7 protein-coding genes are annotated in these 18,789 nt (G+C 26.5%); 6 read left to right on the top strand and 1 reads right to left on the bottom strand.

The genetic code is table 11. From position 1 onward, the window contains the following. Positions 1 to 128: 128 nt before the first annotated feature. From GBZ86_RS05060 to GBZ86_RS05045, 5 genes are all read left to right on the top strand, one after another. Complete coding sequence (locus tag GBZ86_RS05060) at positions 129 to 6,677, top strand: endo-alpha-N-acetylgalactosaminidase family protein (protein WP_152888373.1); 6,549 nt, start codon at positions 129 to 131, stop codon at positions 6,675 to 6,677. Between the two features lie 110 nt (positions 6,678 to 6,787). After that, positions 6,788 to 6,949 (top strand): hypothetical protein, encoded by a 162-nt coding sequence (locus GBZ86_RS17030; RefSeq protein ID WP_170272164.1) that lies wholly within the window; start codon positions 6,788 to 6,790, stop codon positions 6,947 to 6,949. A 178-nt stretch (positions 6,950 to 7,127) separates the two neighbouring features. Beyond that, on the top strand, positions 7,128 to 8,429 hold the full coding sequence (locus GBZ86_RS05055) for a helix-turn-helix domain-containing protein (RefSeq protein ID WP_152888371.1): 1,302 nt from the start codon (positions 7,128 to 7,130) through the stop codon (positions 8,427 to 8,429). Positions 8,430 to 8,446: 17 nt separating this feature from the next. Then, the gene (locus GBZ86_RS05050) at positions 8,447 to 9,706 is read left to right on the top strand and encodes a helix-turn-helix domain-containing protein (RefSeq protein ID WP_152888369.1); all 1,260 of its coding nucleotides are present in this window, start codon (positions 8,447 to 8,449) and stop codon (positions 9,704 to 9,706) included. A gap of 165 nt (positions 9,707 to 9,871) precedes the next feature. Then, positions 9,872 to 15,451, top strand: a complete 5,580-nt coding sequence (locus GBZ86_RS05045) for a putative mucin/carbohydrate-binding domain-containing protein (protein ID WP_152888367.1) — start codon at positions 9,872 to 9,874, stop codon at positions 15,449 to 15,451. A 249-nt stretch (positions 15,452 to 15,700) separates the two neighbouring features. Here the strand turns inward: GBZ86_RS05045 and GBZ86_RS05040 are convergent, their stop codons facing one another. Further along, positions 15,701 to 17,770: a helix-turn-helix domain-containing protein gene (locus GBZ86_RS05040; RefSeq protein ID WP_152888365.1), complete on the bottom strand. Its 2,070-nt coding sequence runs from the start codon at positions 17,768 to 17,770 to the stop codon at positions 15,701 to 15,703. Between the two features lie 165 nt (positions 17,771 to 17,935). Between GBZ86_RS05040 and GBZ86_RS05035 the strand changes: the two genes are divergently transcribed. Next, a complete protein-coding gene (locus GBZ86_RS05035) occupies positions 17,936 to 18,703 on the top strand; it encodes a formate/nitrite transporter family protein (RefSeq protein WP_152888363.1) in 768 nt (255 codons plus the stop codon). Positions 18,704 to 18,789 lie beyond the last annotated feature (86 nt).

The raw sequence follows: 18,789 nt of genomic DNA, 5'->3' as shown, positions 1-18,789 counted from the left end.
AAAAATAATATTTATCAAAAAAATGTTCTATTGAATTAATAGAACATTTTTTTTGTAATTGCACAAAAAGTCTATTTAAGGAATAAAATGTTATAAAATAAAGATTTTTTACTTAGGAGAATTTAATTATGCAAATCAAACAAGATAAATATAATGTAGCTCAATCTAAAATAGTTAATATTGTAGGGAGAGGTTCTGATATAAGATTAGATATGCAATTAGATTTTAATAATAAACAAACTAATATAGGTTCATCACTTACAGGAAAAGTAGTAGATAGCAATAATAATGCTATTAAAGGAGCTGTAATAAAATTAGTAGATGGTAATTTTCAACCTTTAACTAATACTATGACAGATGATAATGGAAATTATTTTATAAATTCTTTACCTTTTAGTAATATATATAAAATCATAGCTACAGCTATAGGAAAAATAGTATTTCAAACAGAGCCATTTACCTTATTATTAGGAGAAAATAAAACAATTAATATAACGTTACAATTAGATACTAATACTAGTTTAGGGAGTATTAGTGGTAATTTAAAAGGAATAAATGGACAATATATACAAGGAGCTATAATATTACTTTATAATTTAGTAAATGGAGCAGAAAATTTAATGGCTATAACTTACACCGATAGTTCAGGTGTTTGTGTATTAAGTGAATTAGATGCTGGAAATTATAAAATTATACTTAATGCTTTAGGTTATTTATCAGAACAAATAACTGTTAGTGTAAAAAGTGGAATTATAACTACATTTTCAAAAGTTTTAAATGAAAATCCACAAGCAGCTGATGGAATAGTATCAGGTATTATTACTGATACATCTAATAGTGTAGTAGCTAATGCTGATGTAATTCTTTATAATGTAGATAAGGACAATTCTTTAACACCGGTAGCCTTTACCTCAACTAATTCAGCAGGAATTTATACCTTTATTAATGTTCCAGCAGGAAATTATCTAGTTAAATCTAATCAGTCAGAATTAGTTACTGTGGCAGATAATGATATACCAACCACAAGCATAACCTCTACTAAAAATTCTTTAGAAAATAATAAATTCACTTTTCAAGGATATAATTGGTTATCTATAAATACTATAGAATTTGATATAATCAATAAAAAGCTTATAGTTAAATCAACAGGTACGCAAGCTAATGAATATGTAGATAATAAACTTTATTTTAGTTTATTACTATATGATGGAAATGGAAATTTAAAAGCTTCAGCGTCTTTAACAGGAGACGATAATGGTAATAATTTTGCATCAATTTTAAATGGAGTTTCTTTTGAATATGGATATTATTTTAAAATATATCATATGGAGCCTTGGCGAGTGCTTATTTCAGGAAATGTAGCCCATGCACCAACAGATTTAAGTTTAGGTTTCAATAATATTGATTTAAATATTGTTAAATTATACATTGAATCTAATGGATTACAATATGTTACATTATCAAAATTATATCATATAGATTTTTCTACAGCACAAAATAGTGGCAATTGGCAAAGTAAAAGTGGGACAGCTAATATAACTTTAGAAAATAATATCTTAAATATAAAGACAGTTGAAAGTATAATAATTGATGATAATGCACCAATGTTAGATAAGGGAGTTTATGAAGCAACTTTTAAATATACCTCTAATGATGAAAATCATGGAAGAATAGGCTTAGTATTTAGATATGTAGATAATAATAACTGGGCAGCAATATGTTATGATTTAAATCGTTGGGTTTGGAGAACAGCAACTGGATTTGGAGATTTTGGAGCAAATTTACCCATTTTACAAGTAGGAAAAGAATATAAAATAAGATTGCAATATAATGATAAAATTATTATTTTAATTATTTCTGGAAAAGATTTACCGGATGGAGCTATAACTATGAGACAATATATTCAAGAGATTCCAATAGCTTCTGGAAAAGTAGGGTTTATGAATTGGTATGTTGATAAAAATATACAAGTAAAAGAAATATGTTTAAATAAAATTCCTATGCAAAATAATTTACTTTATATCCAATCCAATTCCATGAAGGTGACATTAGATAGTAAGTATCCTAGAATTATTGAATATAAATGGAATTCTGATGGATTAATATTAGATGGTGAAAGGGATGGTGTATATGTTGTTGAAATTAATGGAGATTTGTATATGCCAGAAATATCTTATAATCAAATAGATAATAAAACTATATTATATACTATAACTTTTAATACAATACAAGTAGTTATAACTATGAAAATATATTTAATTAATGATTATACAGTAAAAAATGAGATTACTGAAATAAGAGAAAATGGAAGTTTTAAAGTGAAAAGAATTAAATTTCCTAATAATAATGTAGCTACTATAAAAAGTACAGATAATGGACAAATTGCAGCAACAATAAATACAGGAGCTTGGGGTAAAATTACAGATGAATTTTTATCTGTTGATAATTATAATATAGGAGTTTTTAAAAGAGCATATGCTTTTATAAATAATGATAAATTTGTTGTAACTTTAAGTAGTAATACATTTGATGCTGAAAGTAAATGTATTTTAACTGTTGAAAATAGAAATAATTTTAAGCAAGTTACTTTAAGTAGTGGATTATTTGAATATAGGAAAATATTTGATGATATAGCATATTTAGATCCATTACCTTGTTTTGAAGTAAGTATTGGTAGAGATGTTAATGGAAATGGAGTAGTTGATTGGCAAGATGGAGCTATTTTATTTAGACAAAATAAAACACCAATTGTAGGAGCAGAATATATAAAAGATTCATTTTCATATATAGCTCTTAATACTGCTGGATTAGCTCAATCGCCATTTATAAAAACAGCAGATATAATAAAAAGACTTGCAAATTATACAGATGGATTTGGACAAATAGTTCTTGAAAAAGGCTATCAAGGTGAAGGGCATGATGATGTTATTGCGGATATAGATGGTCATATTGGTATTAGACAGGGAGGGAAGGATGATTTAAATAAATTAATAGAAATAGCAAGTAAGTATAATGCAAAGATAGGTTTGCATATTAATGTGACAGAATATCATCTAGATGCATTTCAAATTAAAGTGGAAAATTTAATTCCAGGATTTATAAAAGCGTGGAACTGGGTAGATCAGGGATATATAGTTGATAAGAAAAAAGATTTTCTTTCAGGAGAAATTAAGAAAAAAATTGATAATTTAGAAAAAGAATTTCCAGGATTAAAATGGATTTATGTAGATGTTTATGAAGGTGAACACTGGGTAGCCTATAAATTAGCCACATTATTAAATTCAAAAGGATGGATGCTTGGAACTGAATACAGTGGACCTTTTGAAGAACAAATTGGTTGGGTTCATTGGGGGTCGGATCCTAGTTATACCAATGAAGCTAATAAAAGTAAAATAGTAAGATTTATAAGAAATGGAGAGCAAGATGCATATTTAGCAGATGATTTATTAAAGGCTTCTAAGCATGTATTTCCAAGTGGATGGATAGAAAAGCATGATTTAGAAGGCCCTCATGTTATAGACATGATTTATAATCAAAACTTACCAAGTAAGTATATGCAACATTTTGATATAATGGAATGGGTTGATGATGGAACGAATGGATTTGTTAAATTCAACAATGGATTAATAAGTAAAAGAGAAAATGGAAATATAAATATTTATCAAGATGATAAATTGATAGCTACCACTCCTATTAGTTCACTAAACTGGAGAAGAATAGGAATAACAACTTTATTTATGCCATGGCCATGGGCTCAAATAGATGGAAAACCACAAAAAAAGGTTTATCACTGGAATCCTAATGGCGGACAAACTACTTGGGATATACCAAATATGTGGAGTGGTGTTTCAAAGGTTAAAGTTTATAAGCTATCTGCTGAAGGAAGAAATTACATTAATGATATTAGTGTAATTAATGGCAAAATAACTATTAATGCTCAGGCTAAAACTCCTTATGTTTTATTTCCATATGATGAAATTGTATTAGTAAATAGAATAACTACTTGGGGAGAAGATTCATTAATTAATGATCCAAGTTTTGATAGTGAAAATATTTCTGATAATTGGGTTATAAAAACCACATCAGGTAACAATAGTCATATTTCTAGAATTAAAGAAACTTTTGAAGGTAGATTAGGAAATTATATAGTAAGAATTAATGGTAATAATGGAGCTAATGCTATAATTTCTCAAAAAATTAATGGTTTGTCTGAAGGAAAAACTTATACTGCTTCAGTATGGGTAAAACTTGAAGGTGATAGACGGGTTACCTTAGGCGTTAATTGTAATGAAAAAATTTCAGAGTCTACTATTAATAGAAAAACAACTCGTATTCATAGAACAGGCAAGTGGAGAGGAGATACCTTTACTAGAATAAAAGTTCATTTTAAAGTACCAAGTGGAATAACCACAGCTACATTATATGTTAATGTGGCAAATGATAATAAAGATTCAAAGGTATATTTAGATGAATTTAGAATTTGGACAAATCCTCTTAATTTACCAGCTACTAATAGAGAAGGATATGTATTATATGAAGATTTTGAAAATGTAGATGAAGGATGGGGACCATTTTATTCTACTATAGTTTATGCAGATATAGCAGGTTATGAAAGTAGTGCACGTAGAACCCATTTTGCTGAAAAAAGTCCTAATGGAGGACAGTATATGTGTTGGGTAATAGATGGAAGATTTTCATTTAAAACTAATGAATTAGCAAATAATACAGGTGAATTATTAGTTACAGATGAAAGCACATTACAATTAAAACCAAATACTAAATATGAGCTAGGCTTTAAATATACTTGTAAATTAAGCAATTTATATCATATTGTAGTGAATTCACCTACGGCAGGTATTTTATTTAAAGCTCCTTTATTACCAAGTAATGTAGTAGGAAATCCAGAAGATGGTGCAGATTATATTAGAGAAGTAAAAACATTTAATAGTGAATTCATTACAAAAGATGCTGATGATTATTATTTAGCTTTAGAAAAAGCATATGGATATGATGAGTTAATTTTAGATAATCTTTATATATTAGATAAAGATGCTGGTGTTGAAGGGATTATAGCTATTAATGAATTATATTATACTAATTTTGAAAATTCTTTAAATAGCGGAAGTTGGAAAGTTTTAGAAGGAGAAGCCACTACAACTATAACTAATAATCAGTTAAATTTAAACACAACAGTAAGTACAGTTATTGATAAAAATTGTCCAATGGTAGCTAATGGAATTTATAAAGCAACATTTATGATGGATTCTAATGAAGGAAGATTAGGATTTATATTTAGATATTTAGATAGTAATAATTGGTGTGCTATAAGTTATGATATAAATAAATGGGTATGGCAAATACCAGAACAGTATGGAGATTTGACACAAGGATTACCAAATTTAAAAGCTAATAAAAAATATACAATAACAATAGAGTATAATAATAAGGATATTATAGTAATTCTTTCAGGAGAAGAATTAATTAATGGTGATATTAAGGTTAAATCTACTATAGAAAATTTGCCTGTAAATTCAGGACAAATTGGGATAATAAGCTGGATGGCTTCTAAAAATATTAAAATAGATGAAGTAGCATTAATATATGATCCTAATATTCATTTTGAAGATTTTAATACATCCAATACTTCAGGACAGTGGAAGTATGAGATTGGAACAGGTACTATTTCAATAGTTGATGGCACACTAAATATAGGAACCACTATAGGTACTCTTATAGATGAAAAAGCTCCATTGGTAACTAATGGTATTTATAAAATAGATTTTAAATATAGCCCTAATGATTCTAATGAAGGAAGATTAGGATTTGTATTTAGGTATGTGGATGCTAATAATTGGGCTGCTGTATGTTATGATATAGATAGATGGGTTTGTAGAATGCCACAGGAAGAATATGCTATTATTTCAGGATTACCAAATTTACAAATTAATAAACAATATAATATTAAAATAGAATATAATAATAAAAATATTTCAATTACTTTAACAGGAGAAATATTAACTAATCCTATTATTGTTATCACATCTGTACCTCAATTATCTGTTAATTTAGGAAGTGAAGGTATAATAAGTTGGTATACAGATAAAAATATAACATTAGATAATTTTTCTGTAGAGCCTATAAAAACTTTATACTATGTAGATTTTAATAATAATAGTGGTAAGTGGACTTTAGTAAGTGGAGAGGCTAATACTACTATAGCTAATGGAAAATTAAATATAAAAACTACTGTAAGCATGCTTATAGATGAAAAATCTCCAATTATTTCTAATGGAGTATATAAAATATCCTTTAAATATAACAATAATGATTTAAATGATGGAAGAATAGGTTTCGTATTTAGATATGTAGATTCTAATGATTGGGCTGCTATATGTTATGATATAGATAGATGGGTATGTAGATTTCCAAAAGAAAAATATACTGTTATTGGAAGTAATTTGCCTAACTTACAAATGAATAAACAATACACTATTACAATACAATATAATGATAAGAAAATAAAAACTATTTTAAGTGGAGAAGCATTGCCAAATGGAGAAATTGTTAGTAATGACTATATATCTGAGGTTACAATGAATGCAGGAAAAGTAGGCTTAATAAATTGGTATGTAGACAAAGATGTAGAATTAGATTATATATTTTTACAAGATATTTAGAAAGAATTTATTTAAAAAAATCAAATAATATTTTAGGAATTAATTACCTCTTATAAAATATTTTAAATTAAGCAAAATAGATATGTAATATAAAAAAAGAGGTGGTAAATGTGGGTAAGATGATGATGTCTTTAACTGCTGGAGTTGTTCTAGGTGCAGCTGTTGGTATGATGGTAGTACCTAACTTAAATAGAAAAACTCAAAAAGTTTTTAGAAAAGCTGGCAAAAGAATGATTAATATGGCAGAAGATTCTATGGTTTGGAACAAATAATACCATTAAATAAGAATAAAAGAGATAACTTTTAAAGGTTATCTCTTTTAATTTTTAAATTAAATAAAATATTTTAAAAAATTTAATGTAAATATATAAAAAAATGTGCAATTTTATGATATAATATAGATATTTAAAGGAAAGTTAAAATACTAACATGTTAAAGGAAGATAGTGTTATGGAAATATTGTCATTAGGAGAAAAAATAAAAAGAAGAAGAAAAGAACTAAATATGACATTGAAGGATTTAGCTCAAGATAGAATAACTCCAGGACAAATAAGTTTAGTTGAGTCAGGAAGATCAAATCCTTCTATGGATTTACTTGAGTATTTAGCTGAGACTTTAAAAACTTCAGTGGAGTATTTAATGGAAACTGAAAAAACACAGGCAGAAAGAATTTGCTTGTATTTTGAACAACTTGCAGAAAAAGCTATCCTTGATGGAAATAAAGAAAAGGTAGAAAAATACATTGAGTATGCATTACATTATGCAGAAAAATACGACCTTGAATATAGAAAAGCTAGAAATTTATATTTAAGAGCTGAACAAAACTTAAGAAGAAATAATTTAACAGAAGCACAGGAAAATTATATTTCTGCTAATATATTATTTGTAAAAACATCTAGTTATTTAGATGTTGTAAAAACTTATTTAAATATTGGAAAAATAAGCTTAAAATTAAAAGCATATCATTCTGCTAATTCTTATTTAAGAGAAGCTGAAAAGTTTTATAGAGAATATAATTTATGTGAAGATTATTTATTAGGAGAAATTTATTATTATCTTTCTAAATCATATTATTTTATAGAAGATACTCAAAAAGCTATAAATTTTTCATATTTAGCTAAAAAAGAGTTTGAAAAAATTTATGATAGAAAAAAATATGCTGAAAGTTTAGAATTATTAGCTGAAGAGTATGGAAAAATAGGCGACATGGATAATGCCTTAAGATTTTCAGAAAAAAGTTTAAATATTTATAAAGAGTTAAAACAATTAGATAATATAGCAACTATAGAAGATTCTTTAGGAAAATTATTTTATAAATTTGAAAATTTAGAAGAATCTATAGAGCATTATGAAATAGCTAGAAAAATAAGAAAAGAGAATGGTGATGTAAAGCTTTTAGACACTTTAGTTAGTATTTGTGAAAATTATATCAAAATTAAAAATATAGATAAATGTATAGATATATTAAATGAAATTAAAGCTAATTTAAATATAGCAGATATAGAAAGAGTAATAGAATATGATATTTTATTATTTAGAATAGAAGTTTTACAGGAAAATAAAGAAGAAGCTGAAAGAATATTATTAGATACACTTTCTAAAGCTGTAAATAATGGTTTAGAAGATAAAGAAGCAGAAATATCAATTATGTTAGGAAAATTTTATCTTGAGTTAAAGAGAGATTATGAAGCTGCTAAATACTTAGATCAAGGGATAAGTCTTTTAAAAAGAGTTGGGGTAATTAAAAATTAAAGTGATGGGTGAGTAAAATGAATTTTTTATCAACTGGTGAGAAAATAAAAAGGGCAAGAGTTTATAAAGGTCTTACATTAAAAGAGTTATGCAAACAAGACATATCTATATCAAGAATGAGTTGTATTGAAAATGGTAAGGTAGTACCAGAAGAATGGGTGCTTGAATTAGTTGCTGAAAGATTAGGGCTAGATTTACAATATTTACTTTGCGATGATAAAAGTGAATTGAAAAAAAGTATAGAAAAATATTCACAAAAAAATTATGTTTATACCAATGAAGACTTTAATACTTTAATTGAAAATTATGAATATTGTAGTATTAAAGAATATACAGATTTTGCTTTCAAATTTATGCATATATTATTTAAAGGTTATACCAATCAAAGAAGATTTGATAAAATAACTCCTTTGGTAGATTTATATACTGATTTATATGAAAATAAAGAATGTTACAATAATTTATATTATAGTGATTTAGCTTTTTATTTCATGATAAGAGGAAGTTTTCAAGATGCTACAACATATTTTACCATATATCTAAATAATGAATTAGAAAATAATGAAAAAGAATATTATAATAAAAATATTATGACTATAATTTCATTAGCTATATGTTATTTTTCAGCTGAAGAATTAAAAAAATGCGAGGATATATTACAAGATTTATTAAATATAAGTAATGATATTGAAGATGTTGGTAAAATAAGTTTGGCTAAAGGCATTATTGCAGCCATTAATATATTAAAAAATGAAAGCTTTGAAAGAGAAATTAAAGTTTTTGATGAATATAGTAATAAATATGAAGAGTATGCTGCTTTGATTAATATTTGTATAGCTAAATCTTATTTTAAAATTAAGGATAATAATGGAATAAAGAGATTAATACAAGCAAAAAATAATATTTATCAAGATAATAGTTGGAAATATACAGAGGTGTTATTAACAATTTCAAAGATATTTTTAGATAACTGTGAAATTGATTTAGCTTTAGCTAATTGTGAAGAGGCATTGCAAAGAGCTATTGAAATGGACAACATAGTATTTATAGAAAAAGCATATTTTATAAGAGGAAAAATTCATAAGATTAAAAATAGTGTAATTCAATGGGAAATGGATATGAATTTAGCTACAGATTTATTAATGAAATTTGGTACTTGTAGTGAGAAATATGAAAGATATTTAGAGATGGCAAATATGTATCATATAATAGGAGATACTAGAGATTCTCTAAAATATATAAGTTTAGCTTTAGTTATAAGCAAGGATTTTGATTAATTTAATATTTAATTATATAAAAGTTTCTACAGATGAACCTTTATAGGAGTTCATTATGTAGAAACTTTTTTTTTTGAAAATATATAATCACAAAAAACTTATGTAAAACATAAATTGATATAGAGATTTAAATAAAAATATATTTTTTATATTGGGGGGTTACACATGCAAATTAGACAGGATAAGTATAATGTAACACAGTCACAAAGAGTAGAAGTTTTAGGTAAAGGTTCAGATATAAGATTAGATTTAAAGCTTGATTTTAATACTAAACAACCTAATTTAGGATCCTCTATTATTGGAAAAGTAGTAGATTCAAATAATAATCCTATACAAGGGGCAGTAGTTAAATTAATGGATGATAAATTACAACCATTAACTAATACAAGTACTGATGCTAATGGAAATTATTCTATAGATTCAATAGCTTATAGTAGCGTATATAATATGATAGCTATAGCTCCTGGAAAAATCTTATCTCAAGCTTCTCCATTTACCTTATTATCCTCACAAAGTACTACTGTTAATTTTACATTACAATCAGATACAAATACTACTTTTGGTGCTATAAGTGGTACTATAATGGATAGTAATGTTAATCCAATATCAGGTGCTATAGTTCTATTATACAGTGTAGTTAGTGGAATTGATAATTTAATGGCAATAACTTATACAGACACAGCAGGTATTTTTGTATTTAGTGAATTGAATTCAGGAAATTATAAAATTACTGTTACAGCATTAGGTTATATGCAAGGGGATTCTACAGTAACAGTGCAAAGTGGAAATATAACAACTATTTCCAAAATTTTAAATATAAATCCACAAGCGGCAGACGGTATTGTATCAGGAGTTATAACTGATAGTACTAATAGTCCTGTAGTTGGTGCTGATGTTATTCTTTATAATGTGGATAATAACAATATTCTTACCCCAGTAGCATTTACTAGAACAAATTCAGCAGGTATATATACTTTTATTAATGTACCAGCTGGAAATTATTTAGTTAAATCTAATCAATCTCAATTAATTACTGTAAATACTCCAACGTCTCCAAATACTATTACCAATACATCATCACTTCCAACAGGAACTTATGATGTAGCATTAGGTAGTTTAGAAGGAGGAGCAGTTGTAGATTCAGTTACTAGTTATGCTACTAATATTGGAGGACCAACAGATGGGTCAAGCACAGTAACAGTTAATGTGCTTTCACAAGGAGATTATAATATAGCAGTAAAATATATTGCAGCAGATGTAAATAGACCAATGAAAGTAGATATTAATGGAGTAAATACAGGAACAATTTATGAATTACCAAAAACAGCAGGATGGACAGTAAATGATGCACTAACTTATACAATACCAGTTAAATTAATGGCAGGAGATAATACCATTAAATTCTATGGAGATGGAATAAATTATGCACCAAATTTATGTTTGTTTACAGTAAATGAACTTGTTATATCAACACCAAGTACAATTCCAATAGAAAATAATAAATTTGAATTTTTAGGATATTATAATATATTAAAAACAAGTATTGAATTTGATGCTATTAATAAAAAACTTGTAGTTAAGTCATCAGGAGATATGATTCATGAATTTTTACCAAATAGTGTTTATTTAAGTGCAGCATTGTATGATAATAATGGAAATGAATTAATAATGTCATCAGCTTTAGGTTCAGAAACAGCTGATAGTTTTGCTAATACTTTAAATGGAGTAAGTTTTCAGTATGGTTATTATTTAAAAGTTACTCATGCAGAAAAAAGTGGTAGGTTAAAATTAATTGGAAACGTAGTAAATTCACCAAAAGATTTATCACAAGGATTTGAAGGTGTAGATTTAACAACTGCTATGTTTTATATAACAAATAATGGAATAGAATATTCAACAACACCAATAACAACTATAACAAGTACTATTCCTGCTTTATCTTATAGTGTAAATAAAGTATTTAATGGAACATCAGATTATTTAGATATTACAAATGATTTATCAACAGTTCAAAATTTAACAGAGGGTGCTATTGTAGTTAAGTTTAAAACTACCTCAACACTTCCAAATCAAGCAATTTTTAGCATGACTAGTACAACTGATGCCAATACAAAATTAGCAGTTTTTTCATCTTCAGGAACTTCCATAGGAAGAATAAGGTATGAAGTTAGACAAGGCACAACTCAATTATTTGGATATAATATGATTCCTTATTTAAATGATGGAAATCTTCATACAGTTTTAATTAGTGTAGGCACAAGAGGAGTAGAAGGGTATATTGATGGAGTAAATGCTTTTACTGTTCCAGCATCTCATAATTTCTTTGCAGATATAACAGGTGAAAACACTATGAATATTGGTAGAATATTAACTAGTTCAGGAGGACAATGGTATTTTAATGGAACAATAGAATATGTAGATATTTATGGTAATGAATTAACAGTAGAACAAGCCAAAGTTATGAGTATGAATAATTATAAAGAAATAACAACAATAAATAGTACAACAATAACAGCATTATCAGCAAATTCATTTGATATTCAAGGATTAAATTGGATGACTATAAATAAAGTACAATTTGATACAACTAATAAAAAGCTTATGGTAACTTCTACAGGTTCAGTAGCTCATGAATTTTTGCCTAAAAACATGTATTTTGGAATGTCTTTATATGATGGAAATAATAATCTAAAAGCATCAGCTTTTACCCTAGGTGAAAATGATGGAAGTAGCTTTGCAACAGCTTTAAATGGAGTAACATTTGATTATGGATATTATTTAAAAATATATCATGCAGAGCCGTGGAGATTAATTCTCACAGATACAGTAGCAGGAGCGCCAGTAGATTTATCTAATGGATTTAATAATGTTGATTTTAATACAATTAATCTATATATTCAACCAACAGGATTACAATATGTTACAGTACCAGGTTTGAATTCTTATGTAGTGACAGGAACCGTACCAATAACTTTAAATGCAGTTACTAATGTAACTACTTCGACTGGTATTTCTCCACAATTAAATAATACTTTCCAAGGATCTATAGGTGATAGTGGTGGTTATGTAACATTAACAGTTACAGTTCCAACAGACGGAGTTTATAAGTTAGGAGTTCAATATTTATGTGGTGATAGGGATAGATTATTACAAGTTGATGTCAATGGAAGTAATTCAGGTAATCCTTATATAGCATATAAAACAGTGGATTGGTCAGCAACAAATGCGAAAATAATGAATGGGCTAATCACATTAAATGCAGGATCTAATACACTTAAACTTTATAATAAATCTAATGCTCCTGGTCCATGGGTAGGTAATTTAACCATAACAAGTACAACAAAAGTAAGCTATATGTATACTACTAATGTAACTACAGGAAGTCTTGTAAATGGAGCAAATCTACAATTAGTGGGTAATTTTGTTGGAGGAATAGGAGATACAGGAGGATATGTAATATCAACTGTTTCAGTACCAACATCAGGACTTTATAATTTGGGAGTTCAATATTTAAATAGTAATACAAGTGCTCCATTTAGAATGGATATTAATGGAGTTAGTACAAATATAGTTTATAATACAATGGCCACTCCGTATTATATACCACCAGTTGCACCAATAATGAATATAGCTGTTACCTTAAACGCAGGAGTTAATACAATTAAATTCTATAATAGTCCAAATGCTGTAGGACCATGGATTGGTAATTTAATAGTTACTCCAACAATACCAAGTAGCAGTATAACAAGCACTACAACACCAGTTATACCATCTACAATTCCGGTTTTATCCTATAGTATGAATAAAGTATTTAATGGAACATCAGATTATTTAGATGTTACAAATGATTTACCAAAAGTTCAGAATTTAACAGAGGGTGCTATTGTAGTTAAATTTAAAACCACAACTACTCTTCCAAACCATGCAATTTTTAGTATGTCTGATTCAACTAATGCTAGTACTGAAATAACAGTTCTTTTAGGATCAGGTAGTGCAATAGGAAAAGTAAGGTATGAAGTCAAGGATAATGGAGTGCAAAAATTTGGATATTATGTAGTTGCTCCGGTAGTTAATGATGGAAATTATCATACTGCCATAATAAGTGTAGGTAGTAGAGGAGTAGAAGGATATGTAGATGGAGTTAATGTATTTACTTTGCCAACTTATAAATCGTTTTTCGCAGATGTAACCACACCAAATGCATTAAATATAGGAAGAAGTATAACTAGTAATGGAGGCATCTGGTATTTTAATGGAATTATAGAATATGTAGATGTTTATGATAATGAATTAACAGTAGAACAGGCTCAAGTTATGAGTATGAATAATTATAAAGCAACACCGGTATTGTCAGCAAACACCTATAATATATTAGCAGGAGCTTTAAATGGAGGGGCTACTATTAATGAACCTACAGATTATGTAGGATATATTGGTGGACCAACAGATGGTTCAAGTACAGTAACGGTAAATGTAAGTTCTGCTAGAGCTTATAATATATTAGTAAAATATATTGCAGCAGATGTAAATAGAAAAATGAAATTAGATATTAATGGAGTAAATACAGGAACAATTTATGAATTACCAAAAACAGCTGGATGGACAGTAAATGATGCATTAATTTATACTATACCAGTTAATTTAATGGTAGGAAATAACACAATTAAATTCCATGGAGATGGAACAAATTATGCACCTAATTTAGGAGTATTTACTATGGAAAGTATACCAACAATAGAAGATAATAAATTTAATTTCTTAGGACTTTCCAGTATATTAAGAGCAAGTATTGGATTTGATGACATTAATAAAAAACTTGTAGTAAACTCATCAGGGGATCAAGTTCATGTATATTTTAGCACTGTTTATTTTAGTGCAACACTTTATGATAATAATGGAAATGAAATGGTAACAGCATCAGCATTAGGTACAGGAACAGCAGATAACTTTGCTAACACTTTAAATGGAGTAAGTTTTCAGTATGGTTATTATTTAAAAGTTACTCATGCAGAGCCAGATTCAAGATTAAAATTAACTGGAAATGTAATAAATTCACCAAAAGATTTATCACAAGGATTTAACGGTGTAGATTTAACAACTGCTATGTTTTATATAACAAATAAAGGTCTACAATATTCAACTATGCCAATAACAACAATAAATAGTACAACAAATACTGTACCTTATTTATCTTATAATATAAATAAAGTATTTAATGGAAGTACAGATTATTTAGATATTACAAATGATATACCAAAAGTTCAAAATTTAACAGAGGGCTCTATTGTAGTTAAGTTTAAAACTACTTCAACAGTTCCAAGTCAAGCAATTTTTAGTATGTCTGATACCAATAATGCAAATACAAAGTTAATATTAATGTTATCTAGTGGAACATCTACAGGAAGAGTAAGATATGAGGTAAGACAAGATACTTTACAATTATTTGGATATAATATGTCTCCTTATTTAAATGATGGAATTTATCATACAACATTAGTAACTGTAGGTTCAAGAGGAGTAGAAGGATATATTGATGGAATTAATTCATTTACAGTTCCAATAGGACAGGGATTCTTTGGTGATATAACTGGTGAAAATACCATGAATATTGGAAAATTAGTAACTAGCGATGGGGATAAATGGTATTTTAATGGAACTATAGATTATATAGATATTTATGATTATGAATTAACAGTATCTGAAGCTGAAGCAATGAGTATGAATGACTATAAACAAACACCGTAATTGTAATAAAATGATTATTGTTAGTATAAATAATGAAGTTATTGATTATATAAAATTAATTATAGGAAAAACTTATAGTTAATCAAAGTAACTTTAATTATAATTTTGAAAATAGATCAAGTTACAAATATTTACATTTGCAACTTGATTTTTCTTTGTTAAATTATAAGTATTATATTAAAATTAAAAAAAGCTACAAATGTGTTAATTTGTAGCTTTTAGTATAAAAATATTAAACTTATAAAAGTATTACTTAGAGTACTTAAGTAAAATTAATTGTGCACCATAACCATTAATATGAGTTTGTAAATTAAGAACTGTATTTTTCTTATAATATTTAAAATCTATTTGTGGAAAGGATGCTTTGTGAAGTATTTCTTTTTCTTCTTTTTTTAATCTTTTAGGTTTGCCCATAGAAAGCCAATAATTAAATGATGAACCGACTTTTTCATTTATTTCATATTTTATCATTTTAGTATTAGAATTAATATTTAAAATATTTATAGATAAATGTTTATCTAAAGTACTATTTCTTCCTTTTGATTTGTAAAAACTTTCAAAGTCTATTAGTTTATCAATAGTTTTAGGTATAGTATATAATAGGATTTGAATTTCATCCTCTGATTTTGTAACAATATAGCCATTTCCAAAACTTACTAAAGTTTCGCCCATTTTATTTAATAGATAATAGGCATAGTAAGAAGGTTTTTTTATACCTTTGTCATTAACTAATCCAGGATCTCCAAAGAAAACTTCATTAGTTAAATCATATTGTTTGTCTAGAGTATCAAATGCTTTTATAAATTCTAAACAATTAGGACAATTAAAGGTATTATGAATTATATATGGAATCATATAAGTAGTATCATAAATATAGTTTATAGTGTTATTTTTTATATAAAAATCATCTAAAATCTCTAAATTAAAGTCATTTTCTAATAAAATTCTTATATCTTTTATTATATTTTTATCCATATTAGAAGAAAACTGAAATTTAAAATTAAATAATTCTATACTTTCAACTTCTTGAAAATATTCTAAAAAGGATTTAAGTGCTTCTAAAAATTCATTAGAAGAAAATTCTGATGAATCTAATACTATTAACGGATATAATTCTAAAGAACATACATATTCTAAAATATCTAAGGCTCTAGTCCAGTTAAAAAATTTTGAGCCAGGAAAAATTCCAATATCTTTTGAAAACATATTTAAAAGTCGTATATATTTATAATTTATTTCTTCAAGAATATCTTCAACTATGTTTTTATTATCTTCAATAAGCAAATCAAAAGCATCACTCACATTTAAAATATCTTTAAAGCTTTTATCAAAATCTCCTAAATCATTATTTGCATTTATAGTTATAGTAGTTATTTTGTTATGATAGTTATATCTATCATAATCATCTAAATAATAAGATAAATCATTTAAACTTTCTTCAACAGGAATATAATTTATGGTCTTTTGTTTTGAAAGAGTAGATTCGGTTACTTTATATTTTTTTCTATATTGAAGAGGAGTCATTTTACAATAACTTTTAAAGTGCTTATTAAAATATCTAGTGTGTGAAAATCCAATTTTTTCACATATTTCTGAAATACTTTCATCACTATCAAGCAATAACTTAATAGATTCCTCCACACGAGTTAAATTAATCAAATCGGTAAAGCTGTATCCAGTAGCATATTTTATTTCGTGTGATAAATAATGAGTGCTTAAAAATTCTTTGTTGGCTATATCTTGCAGTGTAATATTAGTATTATAATTATTAAAAATATATTTAGAAATACGATGATATCTTTCAAGTTGCATTTGGTTTTCTTTTATATCTTCATTATCATAAGTTAAATAATGAAAGTTATTAATTAAATGAAATAATAAATCTATAAGTTTTTTTTCTATTTCTTTATCAAAATTATCATTTTTTTGAATGGTTTCGCAAAGAATTATAGATAATAATGTTCTAAAAATAGTATATCTTTCTTCTTTCTGAGCACCTTCATCTGAAGTGTTAGTATAAAAAAACATATTATTTATATCATTATAATATTTTTGAAAAAATAAAGGGTCTATATTAAAGATTAGTACCTTATTATTTTCATCACTAGAAGAAAAACTATGAGATTCATCTATATTTATTATTTCTAATTCATTTTCAATTAGTTCATAATTATCAGTATCAATAGTTATATTGATTTTTCCTTTTAGAACATATAAAATTTCAATTGAATTATGCCAATGAAGAGGATAATTCTTAATACTTACATAATTAACTAATATTGGCAAATTGTTAGGATAGGTTATATATTCTCTTCTCAATGAAATAAACCCCCCTTAAATTTTATAAAATATTTATAATTTATTATATCATAACTAGATTTTATTACAAAATTATAAATAAAATTAAAAAATAAATTGTTAAATGTGAAATTAATGTGTATAATAATCAATGGATTTAATATATTATGTGAAGGGAGATGCAAAATGTATAATGAAGAAATGGAAATAGTTTGTGGAGCTGCACAGAAAAAAATTAAATTATATAATAAAGGTATAGCAAAATATTTAATGGTAGCAGCTTTAGGTGGACTATTTGTAGGATTAGCAGTTATGCTACTTTACACAGTAGGAGGAATTCTTGATCATTCAGGCTTTGGAGCAACCAAAGTTGTGATGGGTATATCTTTTGGTGCTGCGTTAAGTTTTGTAATAATGGCTGGAACAGACTTATTTACAAGCAACTGTCTTGTAATGACTATAGGTGCATTATATAAGAGAGTTACAGCTATGGATATGATAAAAATAATATTGGCAGGATGGGTTGGAAACTTATTTGGTTCAATAATAGGAGCTACTATATATGTTTATTCACATGCTGCAACAAGCTATGTTGGAGAATACATGGTTAAAATGGCTGAAATGAAGATGAACACACCAGCAATGGATTTATTTTTAAAAGGAATTTTATGTAATATTTTAGTATGTTTAGCTGCATGGTGTTCATATAAATTAAAAAGTGAAACAGCAAAATTGATAGTAATATTCTGGTGTTTATATGTATTTATAACTTCAGGATTTGAGCATAGTATTGCTAATATGACTTTATTTAGCATTGCATTAATGATGCCACATGGGGCAGCAGTTAGTTTAGGTGGAGCAGCGTGGAATCTTTTATTTGTTTCTTTAGGAAACTATGTTGGAGGAACTTTATTCTTAGCTTTACCATTATATTATATTGCTAAGCAAAAATAATAAATTTTAAAATAAGACATGCTATCATGTCTTATTTTTTTGAAAAAATTAATAGATTTAATACATTTTTTTTTATAATAATTATC

The organism is Clostridium tarantellae (genome assembly GCF_009295725.1).
GTDB classification, from domain to species: domain Bacteria; phylum Bacillota; class Clostridia; order Clostridiales; family Clostridiaceae; genus Sarcina; species Sarcina tarantellae.
The sequence above is the reverse complement of the archived record's forward strand: the minus strand, read 5'-3'. Positions and strand labels throughout refer to the sequence as shown.

Excerpts from the sequence above, each read along its gene's own strand:
- GBZ86_RS05060 (WP_152888373.1), top strand. The coding sequence starts at position 129 with ATGCAAATCAAACAAGATAAATATAATGTAGCTCAATCTAAAATAGTT.
- GBZ86_RS05055 (WP_152888371.1), top strand. The coding sequence starts at position 7,128 with ATGGAAATATTGTCATTAGGAGAAAAAATAAAAAGAAGAAGAAAAGAA.
- GBZ86_RS05050 (WP_152888369.1), top strand. The coding sequence starts at position 8,447 with ATGAATTTTTTATCAACTGGTGAGAAAATAAAAAGGGCAAGAGTTTAT.
- GBZ86_RS05045 (WP_152888367.1), top strand. The coding sequence starts at position 9,872 with ATGCAAATTAGACAGGATAAGTATAATGTAACACAGTCACAAAGAGTA.
- GBZ86_RS05035 (WP_152888363.1), top strand. The coding sequence starts at position 17,936 with ATGTATAATGAAGAAATGGAAATAGTTTGTGGAGCTGCACAGAAAAAA.